The organism is Edaphovirga cremea (assembly GCF_003332275.1).
GTDB classification, from domain to species: domain Bacteria; phylum Pseudomonadota; class Gammaproteobacteria; order Enterobacterales; family Enterobacteriaceae; genus Edaphovirga; species Edaphovirga cremea.
The window spans coordinates 17,048-32,133 of record NZ_QOVA01000031.1 but is presented as its reverse complement, the minus strand read 5'-3'; the positions used below and the strand labels follow the sequence as shown (position 1 = coordinate 32,133).

Here is a 15,086-nt window from a genome sequence, read left to right as displayed (position 1 = left end):
CGCGATTTGATTTCACTTTCCTCATTGGCACGCTGGGCAATGAGGATGGCTTTTATCAGGGAGTAAGGGTCATCCAAAGAATCAATCGTGTAATGCGTATGGTCGCTAAGGGTAACAACCTCGACACCGGCCTTTAATATGCGTTTGAGCCGCTCCGTGGCTTCACCAATTCTTTCCCGTGACAGGCGATCCAGGCTTTCCACCAAAAGAACCGTGCCGGATTCAATATAACCCCCCTCTACAGCCTCCATGAAGTCTGCGAATGCTCCACGCGTGGCGTGAGTGCCGTGATAAGCGCTGAGGCCCAAATCTTTATACGTCAGGTTGTCCAGCAAGTAATCGGGATGGGCATCAAGCCATTCCGCCACGAGCCGGTTTTGCCGTTTTAAAGAATCGCCATACTGCTGAACAGACGAGGAGAACCGGAGATACGCGATCGCTTTTTTCATGGCCCATCACCAAAACAGAGATGAAACCAGATACTGGCACACCTGAATTCAGAGGAAAGTGAATCCAGCCAAATCTTCTTCATGTCGGAAAAAAAGAAAATCCGGAGAAAATGCCTTCAGCAAAGTCAGGAAGGATGAGCGCCAATACTGACATATCTTCTTTAACGGGGAATAGCTCTTCTCCTATAAGTTATTTAAAAAATTCATTGTGAATCGATATATATCATCAGATTCTTTCTGGGTGAAAGCATCCTCATGTGCGGCTTTATTTCCACTTAATCTTACAAATTGGGCTTGATGATATATATCAGGCCGATTACTACTTTCCGTTTCTGGAGGGAAAATACAACGAATTTTATGAAGCAGGTTTTCTGACGTAAGCTTATCTTTACTCTCGACCTTATCCGTCTTGACCCTTATTTTTTCATTCAACTCATCAATGTCGACATTTTTTATTAGTTTATTTACGGTCATTTCTATTATTTTTCGACATAGTAACCCGACAGCATCCCAACATCTATTTTCCATGCAGCTAGCAACTTGCATCATTAAAACATTAAATTCAGATGCCGAAGGTGATATATGCCACGTATACCAGTTTTTATTTTTGTGCAAGTCAAATGAAAAATTAATGCTGCGATCATTTTTGAAAATACCTGATACATCACCTGAGATATTTGCATGATTTTTTAGTGTATCTTCGTCCATTAATGCCCCATGTTCAGGGTAAGTCAATAGTCAGCTAATATGTCTTTTGCACTTGGTGCATTGGATGGCGAACGAAACAGCACCTCCATCGCCATATTCACTATATAGTGGTTACCTGCCGATGACATTCAGGCTTGCAGCTTTACTACACGAAGGGCAATTATAAATAAAATAGTAAATCATAGCATTCCCATTTTTTATAAGTCTGCTTGTCATCAAAAATTTGAGGTTATTATATGACAAGACTCTATTTTAGGTAGTTCATTGTTTTCTGCCAATAGTCTACTTGTGTCTAAGTAGTGTTGATCGCCCATTTCCTTCAACCATTAGGTTTAACTTTCCTCCGAGGCTTACAGGTGCTACCTCGACCCGAAAACCACTGAAACCTCATTGATAAATGGACAACATTAAGGCGTGAGCGTCACCACATTCCCTAAGCAATCGGCGGTTAGACTATTGGCTGTCAACGCATTCACAATGATCTGTGTATCACCAATGACCTTGAATTAAAGTGAGGTGATCAACTGACCCTCTTTTGTGAAAGCCGATTGTAGCAAAGCTTTGACCAGATACAGAACCTGTGCTTCATCTAGCACCCCAGAGTGCCGCTCAGCCAGAAATGAGCCCATCCAAATGATCAGCCCACACCTGCAACCACGTCTTGCACTCAGGGTCATATTTGTAATGGTTATAAATTCCTTCAACACCGCCACGTGTATGCCCCAGTACAGCCTCAGCAACCTCATTAGGGCACTGCAAACGCGACAACCCAGTACGTACTGTCCTGCGTAAATCATGTGGCGTCCAGTGAGGGATATCCAACATTTGACCAGCTTCACGCAAACGCCATGCATTTTCAGTTAAGTATTTCTGCTGAATCGGGAGTTTGGTAGCTTGAGAAAGGAACAGATATTTGTCGGAGGTTAAACGTAGCACTTTGAGAAAATCGATAGCCTGTGTTGAAAGCTGAACGTAACGTTCTATGCCAGTCTTAGTTTCCCTGAGGTGAATGGTGCCCTTATCGAGATCGACATCGTCCCAAGCCATATTGCATACTTCACCAGTGCGGCATCCTGTCCACAAAGTTAAGCGAAGCACATTCTTGATGGTAGGTGTAAAAGCCGAACCGGGAAGCCAGTGCAGGAACTTGGTCAGTTCTTTTTCGCTCAGGATACGAGATCCACGCTCACAGGTCAGTTTGATGTTAGTCTGCCGTAGGCTTGATTTCGCCAATAGCGCGGGATTGGCAAAACTGTCACCAAAGCGTCCTAAGCCGATAGCAAACTCATACGCAGAAGATAGTTCACGTAACAGATTCCCTGCCTGAACCTTAGCCCCGCGCTCAATCACACCATTAACCAAGTCGATAATATCTTTACGTGTCACCTCTGCCGCAACGCGCTTCCCTAGCTTGGCAACGGCATCATTCTGCAATGTGCGGCGTACTTCCATCTGCCCCTTCTTTTTACGCGCTCCGGGGATGATTTTGCCATCGGCACTTTTACGATCCTCGATACGCTCAGTGAGATAAAGCTCGACCAATCCCCGTATCGTCAGCACTAGTACTTGTGGCTTTTGGCTCTCTTCTAACTGCCGTTGCTTTTCTTCTTTCAACTCAGTAGCAGGACAGCGCCCTGCATTTCTGATTTGTTTCAGCTCTTGCAACCTCATCCGGGCCATTGCAAGCGTAGTTTGCGGGAAGCTTCCAACTTTTACCTGTGACAGCTTATTGGTCACTGGGCTAGTATAGCGGTAGAAAAAGGTCTTAATACCCGTAGCGCCACAAGCAACGCGCAAGCCTCGATTTTCACCGGTATCAGCCTTGTTTTTATCCGTTGGCTTCATCGTCTCTATCGCTTTGGATGATAAAGGTTTGCCAGCTTGTTTGCCTGTCATATATGCTCCGTTTTATGACTAACTGATTGATTTACTTAGGCTGATATCCATTTTCAGTTCAGCAAGTGTAGGTTGTGCGTTTTAGTGGTGAAATTATACCATAGCCTACATAACAACCTACACTTTAACCTACACTTCCAAGTGGGATTTAGTGGTTTTTAATGAGACATAGTGATACCTAATGATGACAATGAAAATCACAATAAACTTTAAATTCAATGGATTGGAAACTGTAACGTTATGACTAGCACCGAAAAATTGGATTCACACACCCCAATGATGCAGCAGTATCTGCGCCTTAAAGCACAGCACCCTGAAATCCTGCTTTTCTACCGTATGGGTGACTTTTATGAGCTGTTCTACGACGACGCCAAACGCGCCTCACAGTTGCTGGATATCTCCTTGACCAAACGCGGAGCCTCTGCCGGTGAACCCATTCCGATGGCGGGCGTTCCTTACCACGCGGTAGAAAACTATCTGGCAAAGCTGGTGCACCTTGGTGAATCCGTAGCGATTTGCGAGCAGATTGGCGATCCCGCCACCAGCAAAGGCCCGGTTGAGCGCAAAGTTGTTCGCATTGTCACACCAGGCACCATAAGTGACGAAGCGCTGCTTCAGGAGCGTCAGGACAACTTGCTGGCTGCCATCTGGCTCGATGCCAGGGGATTCGGCTACGCCACGCTGGACATCAGCTCAGGTCGCTTCCGCGTTGCCGAGCCTGCCGATGCTGAAACCATGGCCGCCGAACTGCAACGCACCAATCCGGCAGAACTGCTCTACCCTGAAAGTTTTGAAGGCATGGCGCTGATTGAGCACCGCCACGGCCTGCGCCGACGCCCGTTGTGGGAGTTCGAACTGGAGACGGCCAAGCAGCAGCTCAACCTGCAATTTGGTACCCGCGATCTCAGTGGTTTTGGTGTCGAACAGTCCAATCAGGCGCTGCGCGCCGCTGGTTGCCTGCTGCAATATGTCAAAGATACCCAGCGCACCTCATTGCCACACATCCGTGGATTAACCATGGAGCGCCAGCAGGACGGCATTATTATGGATGCCGCAACGCGCAGGAATCTGGAGCTGACGCAGAATCTTGCGGGAGGCAATGAAAACACACTGGCTGCGGTACTGGATCACTGCGTTACGCCGATGGGCAGCCGGATGCTGAAACGCTGGATCCACATGCCTTCGCGCGACATCGCGATGCTGATCCAACGCCAGCAGGCGATCGCTTCGCTGCAAGATGTGGCTTTGGATCTGCAACCCAGCCTGCGGCAGGTCGGCGATCTGGAGCGTATTCTGGCACGTCTGGCGTTACGAACTGCCCGTCCGCGCGACCTGGCCCGTATGCGCCACGCCCTGCATCAATTACCGGACATCCGCACGCTGTTGAAACCGATTGACTCACCCGCCGTACAGAATCTGCTTTCCCAGACCGGTGAATTCAGTGAGTTGGTTGAACTGCTGGAACGCGCAGTGATTGACGCCCCGCCTGTTTTGGTCCGCGATGGCGGCGTGATTGCCCCGGGTTATAACGCCGAACTGGATGAATGGCGCGCACTGGCGGATGGTGCAACAGACTATCTCGACCGATTGGAAATCCGCGAACGCGAAAAGCTCGGACTCGACACGCTCAAGGTTGGCTTCAACGGTGTGCACGGCTACTACATTCAGGTCAGCCGAGGTCAAAGCCATCAGGTACCGATCCACTATGTTCGCCGCCAGACACTGAAAAATGCGGAACGCTATATCATTCCCGAACTGAAAGAGTACGAAGACAAAGTGCTCACATCCAAGGGTAAAGCGTTGGCACTGGAGAAGGCGCTTTATGAAGAGCTGTTTGACCTACTGATGCCACACTTGTCCGCCTTGCAACTGAGTGCATCGGCACTCGCCGAAATGGACGTGCTGGGCAATCTGGCCGAGCGTGCGGATACATTGAGTTATGTCTGCCCCACGCTGAGTGACAAACCGGGGATCAAAATCGCCGGTGGCCGCCATCCTGTCGTAGAGCAGGTATTGCGGGAACCGTTTATCGCCAACCCGTTGACGATGTCACCGCAGCGTCGCATGCTGATTATCACCGGCCCGAACATGGGTGGGAAAAGTACGTATATGCGTCAGGCGGCATTGATTGTCCTGATGGCGCACATCGGCAGTTTTGTTCCTGCCGATCAGGCCAGCATTGGGCCGGTGGATCGGATCTTTACCCGCGTTGGTGCGGCTGACGATCTGGCATCAGGACGTTCGACGTTCATGGTTGAAATGACCGAAACCGCCAATATTCTGCACAATGCCACGGAAAACAGTCTGGTCCTGATGGATGAAATTGGACGTGGCACATCAACGTATGACGGACTGTCGCTGGCCTGGGCCTGTGCTGAGAATCTCGCCAGCAGAATCAAGGCCATGACGCTGTTCGCGACTCATTATTTTGAGCTGACCACGCTGCCGGAAAAAATGGAAGGCACCGTTAACGTACATCTGGATGCGGTGGAACATGGTGACACCATTGCATTCATGCACAGCGTACAGGACGGTGCAGCCAGCAAAAGTTACGGTCTGGCCGTTGCAGCATTGGCGGGCGTACCCCGGGATGTCATCAAGCGTGCCAGACAAAAACTGAAAGAGTTGGAGTCGCTCTCAAATAATGCGGCGGCCAGTAACGTAGATGGTTCACAGCTGACATTATTGAACGAAGAGACGTCGCCGGCTGTTGAGGCCCTTGAGATGCTCGATCCAGATTCATTGTCGCCAAAACAGGCGCTTGAGTGGCTGTATCGCTTGAAAAGCATGGTGTAAAGATTCCGGAAACAAAAAAGGTGAGCCAGCATGGCTCACCTTTTTCCTTCATTCACCCTAACGGGCTACTCAGTGCTTTCCAGTGCGAAGATTCTTCCCTATCGACGCTCTATTCGCGAAACAGAGCTTCAATGCTCAATCCCTGACCCTGCAAAATTTCGCGCAGGCGGCGTAATCCTTCAACCTGAATCTGACGGACTCGTTCACGAGTCAGACCTATTTCACGACCCACATCTTCGAGGGTCGCCGCTTCATAACCTAACAGTCCGAAGCGACGGGCCAGGACTTCACGCTGTTTGGCATTCAGTTCGAACAGCCATTTGACGATGCTTTGCTTCATATCGTCGTCTTGCGTGGTGTCTTCCGGTCCGTTCTCTTTATCATCAGAGAGAATATCCAAGAGCGCTTTTTCAGAGTCACCACCTAACGGGGTATCGACAGAAGTGATACGTTCGTTGAGGCGTAACATGCGGCTCACATCATCAACTGGTTTGTCGAGCGAGTCGGCGATTTCTTCCGCGCTCGGCTCGTGATCCAGTTTATGCGAAAGTTCGCGTGCGGTACGCAAATAGACATTCAGTTCTTTGACAATATGGATAGGCAGACGGATGGTACGGGTTTGGTTCATTATCGCCCGTTCGATCGTCTGGCGGATCCACCATGTTGCATAGGTGGAAAATCTAAAGCCGCGTTCCGGATCAAATTTTTCCACTGCACGAATCAGACCCAGGTTGCCTTCCTCGATCAGATCCAGCAGAGCCAGACCGCGATTGCTATAACGACGGGCGATTTTCACCACCAGACGTAAATTACTTTCAATCATTCGGCGCCGTGACGGCACGTCCCCACGTAGCGCACGGCGTGCAAAATAAACTTCTTCCTCTGCGGTAAGCAGTGGTGAATAACCGATTTCACCGAGATAAAGTTGAGTTGCATCCAGCACTCTCTGGCTTACAGCTTGCGACAACAGCTCTTCTTCTGCGTCATGCTCCGCTTGCTCTTCGACTAATGCTTTCTCATCGAAGTTTTCACCGCTGTTCTCGTCGAAATCCGCGTCATCATGTAACTCGTTAACTTTCAGCGTACTTTGGCTCATAAGCTGCTCCTACCCGTGATCCCGAGGGCAGAATACAAAGACTCTGCCCGGTTTATCGCTGCGGAAGATAACGCAGCGGGTTTACGGATTTCCCCTTGTAACGAATTTCAAAATGCAATCTTACTGAACTGGTTCCGGTGCTACCCATCGTCGCTATTTTTTGTCCCGCCTGCACTTCTTGTTGTTCCCGGACCAGCATTGTATCGTTATGTGCATAGGCGCTCAGGTAATCATCATTGTGTTTGATGATGATTAGATTACCGTAACCTCGAAGTGCATTACCCGCATACACTACACGCCCACTGGCGGTAGCAACGATAGGCTGACCCCGAGAACCGGCAATATCGATCCCCTTATTTCCCCCTTCAGATGCAGAGAAACTATCGATAGTTTTCCCGTCAGTTGGCCATCTCCAGCTACTTACTGGGTTGCTATTACTGACCGTACTACTGACAGGACTGCTCGGTGCGGTAACAGGAGCTGTGGTAGTTACAACGGCTCCCGATGATGGCAACATTTTGCCAACACTCTGTTTACCCGAAGTATCAGAATACGCATTAGTTGCCTGAGAATCAACCGTCGCAGTTTGTATCTGCGTGCTTGAAGGTGGTTTAGGTACGCCGCCGGAGGTCGCATCAGTAGCCGCCAACATCCCACCAGTACTGGCTGCAGAAGATACATTATTTATTTGAATTGATTGACCTACATTCAAACCATATGGCGCAGGAATGTTGTTTCGTGCGGCCAAATCACGGAAATCGTTTCCGGTAATCCACGCAATATAAAATAACGTATCACCACGTTTTACCGTATATGTACTGCCTGTATAGCTCCCTTTCGGAATATTCCCATAACTTCGGTTGTAAACGATCCGGCCTTCCGGACTGGTCTGGACGTTTCCTTGTGGTACCGCAGAACCGCGCAACATGCCGCCACCGCTTGCGCCACTATCACCGCCAACGGTGCTGATTGGCGCTGACGTCGATGAATCATTGCTACAACCAGCCAACAATAAACTGACCACTGTGCACGCCGCGAGGCGACGTAATGTAATAATTGGGCTTCCCGTGCTCATGCTTCCCCCATGACAGCAATATCAGCTATATATCCAAAATACACTTTACATCGTAACCACACTGGCTGGCTTTACGCCCTTGACGATGAAAGATTCTCCCCGCCCTGCCCCAAAATTCCGATAGGCGATAATAGAGAGACGAAATTACTGCGCGGAATGCTAACAACATCCTTCGCGCAGTACCATAAAACAGTTGTATTGAAATCTTAAACGCTTGGCAATCAGAAAACGCGGAAATGCACTGGCCTTGGGAGGTTCAGGCCAGTTCACCTTTCACAAGCGGCACAAAACGGACGGATTCTATAATTTCCACCAAAAATTCGTCGTTCTTGCGCTGTATGCGTTGCAGACTTTGTGATTGTTCCCCTACCGGCAACACCATGATCCCCCCTTCATCAAGCTGATGAACCAGTTCCTGCGGGATCTCAGGGGGTGCGGCAGTCACAATAATGGCATCAAACGGGCCACGCGACGGCCAGCCAAGCCAGCCATCGCCATGTCGGGTGGAAACATTATGCAAATCAAGCTGTTTGAGCCGACGCTTCGCCTGCCACTGCAAGCCTTTGATGCGCTCAACGGAACAGACATGATTGACCAGATGGGCCAGAATGGCCGTCTGATAACCGGATCCCGTCCCGATCTCCAACACCCGTGAAGTCGGTGTGAGATTCAGCAATTGCGTCATTCTCGCCACCATATAAGGTTGCGAAATAGTTTGTCCTGAACCGATTGGCAACGCCGTATTCTCATAGGCTTTATGCTCAAGCGCCTCATCAACGAAACGCTCACGCGGCACAGCCTCTATGGCTTGCAACAACCGTTCATCTTCAATGCCCTGCTGGCGTAGTTGTTCCAGCAGATTTCGCATACGTCTGTTCACCATTCCCCGCTGACCTCGGCGTTGGCTAACCATGTATTGACGACATCCTGGGCCACATAGGCGGTTAAATCCACCTGTAGCGGCGTAATGGAAACATATCCTTGTTCGACTGCTGCAAAATCGGTGTCCGGACCCGCATCAAATTTATCACCTGGCGGCCCAATCCACCACAAATCCTGACCGCGCGGATCCTGCTGATGAAAAACCCTTTCCGCTGGGTGGCGAGTGCCACAACGCGTGACTTTAATGCCTTTGATTTCAGCCAAAGGCAAGTTAGGAACATTAATATTGAGGATCTTGCCGGTACGCAACGGTTCCCGCTGCAAGGCACGCAATATCCTGCAAGTGACGGCCGCTGCCGTCGCATAGTGCTCATAGCCATTCAAAGACACAGCCAGCGCCGGAAAACCCAGATGACGCCCTTCCATTGCCGCTGCAACGGTGCCTGAATAGATCACGTCATCACCGAAATTGGGTCCGGCGTTGATGCCAGACACCACAATATCCGGGCGCGGACGCATCAGCGCATTAACGCCAAGGTAGACGCAATCTGTTGGTGTACCTTGCTGCACGGACACATCGCCATTGACCAGCGTCACCGTGCGCAGAGGTGCGTCCAGTGTCAGTGCATTTGAGGAGCCGCTGCGATTACGATCGGGCGCGACCACCATGACTTCCGCAAATTCCCTCAGCGCTGCCGCCAGCGTTTGAATACCGGGTGCGGTCACGCCGTCATCATTACTCAGCAATATCCGCATTTTTTATCCAGCACCATAATTAATAACAAAATAAGAGTATCTCACTCACGTCAGTTCGCCGACATCCAGAGGGTCAAAAATGCCACGTTGTGTCGCAAAAACGCGCAGTGCGCTGATTTTACCGGTACATTTCACTGAGTCATAGTAGATTAAAGGACGCCAACCTTCTAAACCTTATACTTATTATCATCATTTTCCCATATTCCACCCAATGAATTCATCATCAAAACGAATGCGGAAAAACCTCCGATTTCGTCCACACGGTCTTTCATCACGTGATTAAAACGCTTGCAATAACACTAACTAACCATTTGATATAAAATGATTTTACTCCGCACCATCGAAGTTTGGCTTATCCCTTACTGTACATAAACTTTATAATGAACGCCCTATTCCCACGCCCAAATGGGTGCCATGGATGACTTACCTCTTTTCCGAGAGCTGAAAAAAAAGATCAATGCGGGTTGTTGGCGGTGGAAAAGTAGCTTCAGGGGAATTTTCCCGCTTCTGCGAGCTGGCGCCCAAATCTGGGTGGTTGCAGGGCCGATCGTCTGATTGAGGATAAAGGCGTAAAGCCAGACAGGGAGAAATAGGGAGGAAGAGATTCAGGAGCGCTGAAACAGCGCCCCGAATCCCAGGCAGTGAACGTTACCGATCACTGCTTTACTCAGAGAACGGTTGCTCAGAGGTCAGTCGCTTAGAGGCCAGTGTCGCCGTTGCTCTTAATCACTTCACGATACCAGTCGAAGCTCTTTTTCTTCGAACGTTTCATGGTACCCGTACCGTCATCATGTTTGTCGACATAGATAAAGCCGTAGCGTTTACTGTATTGCCCGGTAGTGAAAGAGACGCAATCGATGCAGCCCCACGGCGTATAGCCCATCAGTTCTACGCCGTCGAAAATCACCGCTTTCTTCATCTGTTCGATATGTGCCTGCAGATAGTCGATACGGTAATCGTCATTTATCTGACCGTTGGCATCCAGGGTATCAATGGCACCAAAGCCGTTTTCCACGATAAACAACGGTTTCTGATAACGCTCATACAAAATATTCAGCGAGTAACGCAGGCCAACCGGATCAATCTGCCATCCCCAGTCAGACGCTTTTACATACGGGTTTGGCACGCTGCCTTCAAAGCCAGAAATGGCGCTGCCGCTACCTTTCGCGCCATCCTGAACGGCGTTGCTCATGTAATAGCTGAGGCCGATGTAATCAGCGCATCCCTCACGCAGGATTTGTTCATCCTGCGGTTGCATCGCGATGCTGAACCCTTTACGTGCCCATTCATGAAGAATGTAGGACGGATAGTAGCCACGCATATGTACGTCGCTGAACAGATAACGTTCGCGCATCGCTTCCTGTGCATACATCACGTCATCTGGATTGCACGAGAACGGATAAAGCGGAACACAGGCGATCATGCAACCAATCTGGAAGTCAGGGTTGATCTCATGCCCGAGCTTCACAACCTGCGCACTGGCAACAAACTGGTGGTGCAATACCTGATACATCGCCTCTTCCGGATTCGGCTCCTGATTGAAAATCACGCCGGAACAGCAATAACCAAACAGCGGCGTCTTGTAATTGCGCTGGTTGTTGATTTCATTGAAAGTCATCCAGTATTTCACTTTGTGCTGATAACGACGCATCACCACGTCGCTGTAATGCACAAAGAAATCAACCACTTTACGGTTCGTCCAACCGCCATACTCTTTCACCAGATGCCAGGGCATCTCAAAATGCGAGAGGGTGATCACTGGTTGAATATTGTGTTTGAGCAGTTCATCAAACATATCATCATAGAACTGCAAACCTGCCTCGTTTGGCTCCTGCTCGTCACCGTTGGGGAAAATACGCGTCCAGGCAATCGAGGTGCGGAAACACTTGAAACCCATTTCGGCAAACAGCGCAATGTCTTCTTTGTAGTGCGAGTAAAAATCGACAGCCTCATGGTTCGGATAGTGGGCACCGTCCTGAATGCCGTCGGTGACCACCCGATCTACACCGTGCGCGCCACCCGTCAGAACATCGGCAATACTGATGCCTTTACCACCCCGATTCCATCCGCCTTCAACCTGGTGAGCAGCGACGGCTCCACCCCATAAAAAATCGTCAGGTAATTGATGCTGTTTCATAATGCGACTCTCACTGGTTAAACGAATTAATTCACCACGGCAGCCCATATAGCAAAAAGTGATATTTACGAGGAGGGGCTGAATAGGCCATACGCTGGAGATTAACAAAAAACGAGGGAATGTCACGATATAACATCAGGGGTAAAAGGGAATTTGTCACAAGGAAAAAACAGGATGTTTTATTTTCCGGACGGGTATTTAACCAACCTATTTCCGATAACTTCCAAAATATAGATTACCGGCACCTGGGTAGTAATATTGTAGCCGCCGGACATAACCATTTGTGGGACATGGTATGAAAGATTGAAGTCAGACATCTTCGCCAGAGAGCAACTGTCGTTGTTAGTGATACTCACTATTTTGCAATGGTGCAAACTGAACTGGCTGGCCAGGCGCAATATTTCCGCCGTCTCCCCAGAGACAGAAAGAATAATGGCCAGCGCATTTTTATACATATCGCTGTTAATGGGGTAATAAGGATCGTCGATGTAACTGCTGAATTTCCCTACATTGGAAAAGAAGCGCGCACCGTATTTTCCCAATGATCCTGACGTCCCTGCGCCGACAAAAAATATACGTTCCGCATTGGCAATATGATAAACAGCCTGATCGATGAGATCATCAAACTCTTTATTATTTATGCTTTTAAAAAAAGTGACTATTTCACTGACGCCCGTATTAACAGGCTGCTGTATTTTCTGTTCCAAATAGAGTTTGAAGCGGATCCGGAACTCAGAATACCCGTCACAGTGCATTTTCTTGCAAAAGCGCAATACGGTGGTGGTCGACACTTGCGCAGCATCGGCAAGCTCCCGGATGGTCATGTACATCACTTTGTCTTTATTCTTGATGACAAAGTTGTACACCTGCAATTCCAGACCATTGAGATTGGCAATCGTTGCGTGAGAGAACATGATGTCGTCCGCGGTCAGTGAAATGAATCAATAAGTTAAATAAATCATCAAAAGGAAAATATACAGCAAGATCGGGATAACGCAGAAAGCATGGCGGTAAATCCAGCCTTCTGCGATCAGAATCGATTACTCTGTGATATCCACATTGCTCTCGCCGCCGTCATTATGCATGATTTCACGGACGACACTGGTGGCAAAGCTACCGGCAGGCAACCAGAAATTGAGCTCCAGCGTGACGTCGTCCCACCAGTTCCAGCTCATCTGCAACGGTTGCAACAGCAGAGCCCGGCGTGCCGGTTCAACGCGCTCCCGTTTCAGCAGTGACAGCAGTTCCTGTTGATCGGCAATGCATTGCTGTTCGAATTCCAGCGCCACAGACTGGGTACCCAGTTCACCATCACCCGGCAGCGGTGCAGTCACCTGCAATTCACCGTTATCCAGACGTTGCTGCAATAACTCGACTTCATCCGGCTTGGCGACAAACCAACTGCCCCGCCCAGTGAGTTGCAATGCATCGCCCTCCATCACCGTTCGCTCAGCACCATCGGCCAGACGCTGGCTCGCCACCGCGTTGAAAAGCGCGCTGCGACTGGCGGAAAGATAGAAACTGCGTTTGTTGCGCTCTTTGACGCGAATCGCGTTGGTTGCCCACTGGCGCGCCTGCACCAGATTATTGCCGCCGCGACCAAAACGCTGCAGACCGAAATAGTTCGGTACACCCACCGCCTGAATTTTTTGCAGACGATCTTCAACGTCCTGACGGTCACTGATATGGCGCAGTACCAATGTAAAGGCGTTGCCTTTCAGCGTACCGATACGCAGTTTGCGACGCTGGCGCGATGTCGTCAGCACTTCACAGCCTTCGAGGTCAAACTTGCTGAGATCGGGATCGTCTTTACCGGGCAGATGCAGGCAGAACCACTGTTCAGTCACCGCATGGCGATCTTTCAGACCGGCATAGCTCACAGAGCGGGCATGAATGCCAGCAAAACGCGCCAGATACTCCGCCACAAACTGGGTATTGCAGCCGTTCTTACGAATACGCACCAACAAATGTTCGCCTTCACCATCCGGTTCAAAGCCGAGATCTTCCAGTACCACAAAATCTTCCGGATTGGCTTTCAGGATACCGCTGGACAGCGGTTTACCGTGCAACCACGTGAGGTGGGTCATGTCCATCTGCTACTCCTTAATCAATAAGGCAACAGCTTCACAGGCAATCCCTTCACCACGGCCGGTAAAACCGAGCTGCTCGGTGGTCGTGGCTTTGACATTCACATCATCCATATGGCACTGCAAATCTTCCGCCAGATTGACGCGCATTTGCGGTATGTGCGGGGCCATTTTCGGTGCCTGGGCGATCAGGGTGATATCCAGATTGCCAAGACGGTAGCCTTTCGCGCGGATACGACGATAGGCCTCACGCAATAACGCACGGCTGTCCGCGCCTTTGTAGGCCGGATCGGTATCCGGGAAAAGCTTACCGATATCACCCAGCGCCGCCGCGCCCAACAGGGCATCCGTCGCAGCATGCAGCGCGACATCCCCATCAGAATGCGCCAGCAAACCCTGCGGATAAGGGATACGCACGCCGCCGATCACCAGTGGGCCTTCGCCACCAAATTTATGAACATCAAAACCGTGACCGATACGCATTATGCGTTCTCCTTTGAATACAACTGGGTTAAATAAAATGCCGCCAGTGCGAGATCCTCTGGCCGGGTGACTTTAATGTTGTCTGCACGACCGCTCACCAGCACCGGATGATAACCACAATACTCCAGCGCCGACGCCTCGTCAGTGATCGTTGCCCCTTCGCCCAGAGCGCGGTGCAGGCAGGTTTTCAGCAGTTCGAGCGGGAACAGTTGCGGTGTGAGCGCATGCCAGAGATTATCTCTCTCAACAGTATGGGCAATGGCCGTGATACCTGCCTCACCGCGTTTCATGGTGTCACGCACCGGGGCGGCCAGAATGCCCCCTACCGGGCTGGAATCCGCAATAGCCAGCAGACGGCAGAGATCGTCATCATGCAAGCAGGGGCGCGCAGCGTCATGCACCAGCACCCAATCGGCATTACCGGCCTGCAATAATCCCGCCATGACCGACTCAGCACGGAGATTGCCGCCAATCACAGCACGAATGCGGGGATCGCTGGCGATCGGCAAATGCTGGAAATAGTCATCATCGGGGCTAATCACGACAATCAGCCGCTGCAAACGTGGATGACGCAGCAAAGCCGCAACTGCATGCTCGAGTATCGTTTTACCACCGATGGTCAGATATTGTTTAGGACGCTCTGCTTGCATACGGCTGCCGATTCCGGCAGCGGGCAATACGGTAATAATCTCTGGAAGGGAACTGGAAGTGTTGCTCATTT

Annotated in this window: 13 protein-coding genes; 1 reads left to right on the top strand and 12 read right to left on the bottom strand. The window is 50.2% G+C overall.

The window, feature by feature from the left end:
- The 3 genes from DRI82_RS21945 to DRI82_RS21935 all read right to left on the bottom strand — a co-directional run.
- Positions 1-449 (bottom strand): recombinase family protein (locus tag DRI82_RS21945; RefSeq protein ID WP_170138747.1); only part of this gene is annotated, 449 nt, incomplete at its 3' end.
- A 183-nt stretch (positions 450-632) separates the two neighbouring features.
- Positions 633-1,157 carry a hypothetical protein gene (locus DRI82_RS21940; RefSeq protein ID WP_114196035.1) on the bottom strand — a complete coding sequence of 175 codons (525 nt, stop codon included), beginning with the start codon at positions 1,155-1,157 and terminating at the stop codon, positions 633-635.
- A 609-nt stretch (positions 1,158-1,766) separates the two neighbouring features.
- Positions 1,767-3,053: a tyrosine-type recombinase/integrase gene (locus DRI82_RS21935; RefSeq protein WP_114196034.1), complete on the bottom strand. Its 1,287-nt coding sequence runs from the start codon at positions 3,051-3,053 to the stop codon at positions 1,767-1,769.
- 240 nt (positions 3,054-3,293) lie between these two features.
- Here DRI82_RS21935 and mutS point away from each other — a divergent pair, with 240 nt between their 5' ends.
- Positions 3,294-5,849, top strand: a complete 2,556-nt coding sequence (mutS, locus tag DRI82_RS21930) for a DNA mismatch repair protein MutS (RefSeq protein ID WP_114196033.1) — start codon at positions 3,294-3,296, stop codon at positions 5,847-5,849.
- A gap of 109 nt (positions 5,850-5,958) precedes the next feature.
- Here the strand turns inward: mutS and rpoS are convergent, their stop codons facing one another.
- The 9 genes from rpoS to ispD form a co-directional block, all read right to left on the bottom strand.
- Positions 5,959-6,945 carry an RNA polymerase sigma factor RpoS gene (rpoS, locus tag DRI82_RS21925; RefSeq protein WP_114196032.1) on the bottom strand — a complete coding sequence of 329 codons (987 nt, stop codon included), beginning with the start codon at positions 6,943-6,945 and terminating at the stop codon, positions 5,959-5,961.
- Between the two features lie 52 nt (positions 6,946-6,997).
- Positions 6,998-8,002, bottom strand: coding sequence for a murein hydrolase activator NlpD (gene nlpD / locus DRI82_RS21920; protein WP_170138748.1), 1,005 nt, complete (start codon positions 8,000-8,002; stop codon positions 6,998-7,000).
- Between the two features lie 274 nt (positions 8,003-8,276).
- Positions 8,277-8,903, bottom strand: coding sequence for a protein-L-isoaspartate(D-aspartate) O-methyltransferase (locus DRI82_RS21915; protein WP_114196030.1), 627 nt, complete (start codon positions 8,901-8,903; stop codon positions 8,277-8,279).
- The gene (gene surE / locus DRI82_RS21910) at positions 8,897-9,658 is read right to left on the bottom strand and encodes a 5'/3'-nucleotidase SurE (RefSeq protein WP_114196029.1); all 762 of its coding nucleotides are present in this window, start codon (positions 9,656-9,658) and stop codon (positions 8,897-8,899) included. Before surE ends, DRI82_RS21915 begins: the two co-directional genes overlap by 7 nt.
- A gap of 697 nt (positions 9,659-10,355) precedes the next feature.
- The gene (locus DRI82_RS21905; protein ID WP_114196028.1) at positions 10,356-11,795 is read right to left on the bottom strand and encodes a 6-phospho-beta-glucosidase; all 1,440 of its coding nucleotides are present in this window, start codon (positions 11,793-11,795) and stop codon (positions 10,356-10,358) included.
- Between the two features lie 179 nt (positions 11,796-11,974).
- Positions 11,975-12,709, bottom strand: coding sequence for a MurR/RpiR family transcriptional regulator (locus DRI82_RS21900; protein ID WP_114196027.1), 735 nt, complete (start codon positions 12,707-12,709; stop codon positions 11,975-11,977).
- A gap of 126 nt (positions 12,710-12,835) precedes the next feature.
- The gene (gene truD / locus DRI82_RS21895) at positions 12,836-13,888 is read right to left on the bottom strand and encodes a tRNA pseudouridine(13) synthase TruD (RefSeq protein WP_114196026.1); all 1,053 of its coding nucleotides are present in this window, start codon (positions 13,886-13,888) and stop codon (positions 12,836-12,838) included.
- A gap of 3 nt (positions 13,889-13,891) precedes the next feature.
- Positions 13,892-14,365, bottom strand: a complete 474-nt coding sequence (ispF, locus tag DRI82_RS21890) for a 2-C-methyl-D-erythritol 2,4-cyclodiphosphate synthase (RefSeq protein WP_114196025.1) — start codon at positions 14,363-14,365, stop codon at positions 13,892-13,894.
- Entirely contained in the window at positions 14,365-15,084 is a 720-nt protein-coding gene (ispD, locus tag DRI82_RS21885; protein ID WP_114196024.1) for a 2-C-methyl-D-erythritol 4-phosphate cytidylyltransferase, read from the bottom strand. The genes ispF and ispD overlap by 1 nt, the downstream gene beginning before the upstream one ends.
- Positions 15,085-15,086: the final 2 nt, after the last annotated feature.

Bases quoted from the DNA above. Each gene is read 5' to 3' on its own strand.
- DRI82_RS21935 (WP_114196034.1), bottom strand. From the start codon at position 3,053: ATGACAGGCAAACAAGCTGGCAAACCTTTATCATCCAAAGCGATAGAG.
- surE (WP_114196029.1), bottom strand. From the start codon at position 9,658: ATGCGGATATTGCTGAGTAATGATGACGGCGTGACCGCACCCGGTATT.
- truD (WP_114196026.1), bottom strand. From the start codon at position 13,888: ATGGACATGACCCACCTCACGTGGTTGCACGGTAAACCGCTGTCCAGC.
- DRI82_RS21905 (WP_114196028.1), bottom strand. From the start codon at position 11,795: ATGAAACAGCATCAATTACCTGACGATTTTTTATGGGGTGGAGCCGTC.
- DRI82_RS21915 (WP_114196030.1), bottom strand. From the start codon at position 8,903: ATGGTGAACAGACGTATGCGAAATCTGCTGGAACAACTACGCCAGCAG.
- rpoS (WP_114196032.1), bottom strand. From the start codon at position 6,945: ATGAGCCAAAGTACGCTGAAAGTTAACGAGTTACATGATGACGCGGAT.
- DRI82_RS21940 (WP_114196035.1), bottom strand. From the start codon at position 1,157: ATGGACGAAGATACACTAAAAAATCATGCAAATATCTCAGGTGATGTA.
- mutS (WP_114196033.1), top strand. From the start codon at position 3,294: ATGACTAGCACCGAAAAATTGGATTCACACACCCCAATGATGCAGCAG.
- ispD (WP_114196024.1), bottom strand. From the start codon at position 15,084: ATGAGCAACACTTCCAGTTCCCTTCCAGAGATTATTACCGTATTGCCC.
- ispF (WP_114196025.1), bottom strand. From the start codon at position 14,365: ATGCGTATCGGTCACGGTTTTGATGTTCATAAATTTGGTGGCGAAGGC.
- DRI82_RS21900 (WP_114196027.1), bottom strand. From the start codon at position 12,709: ATGTTCTCTCACGCAACGATTGCCAATCTCAATGGTCTGGAATTGCAG.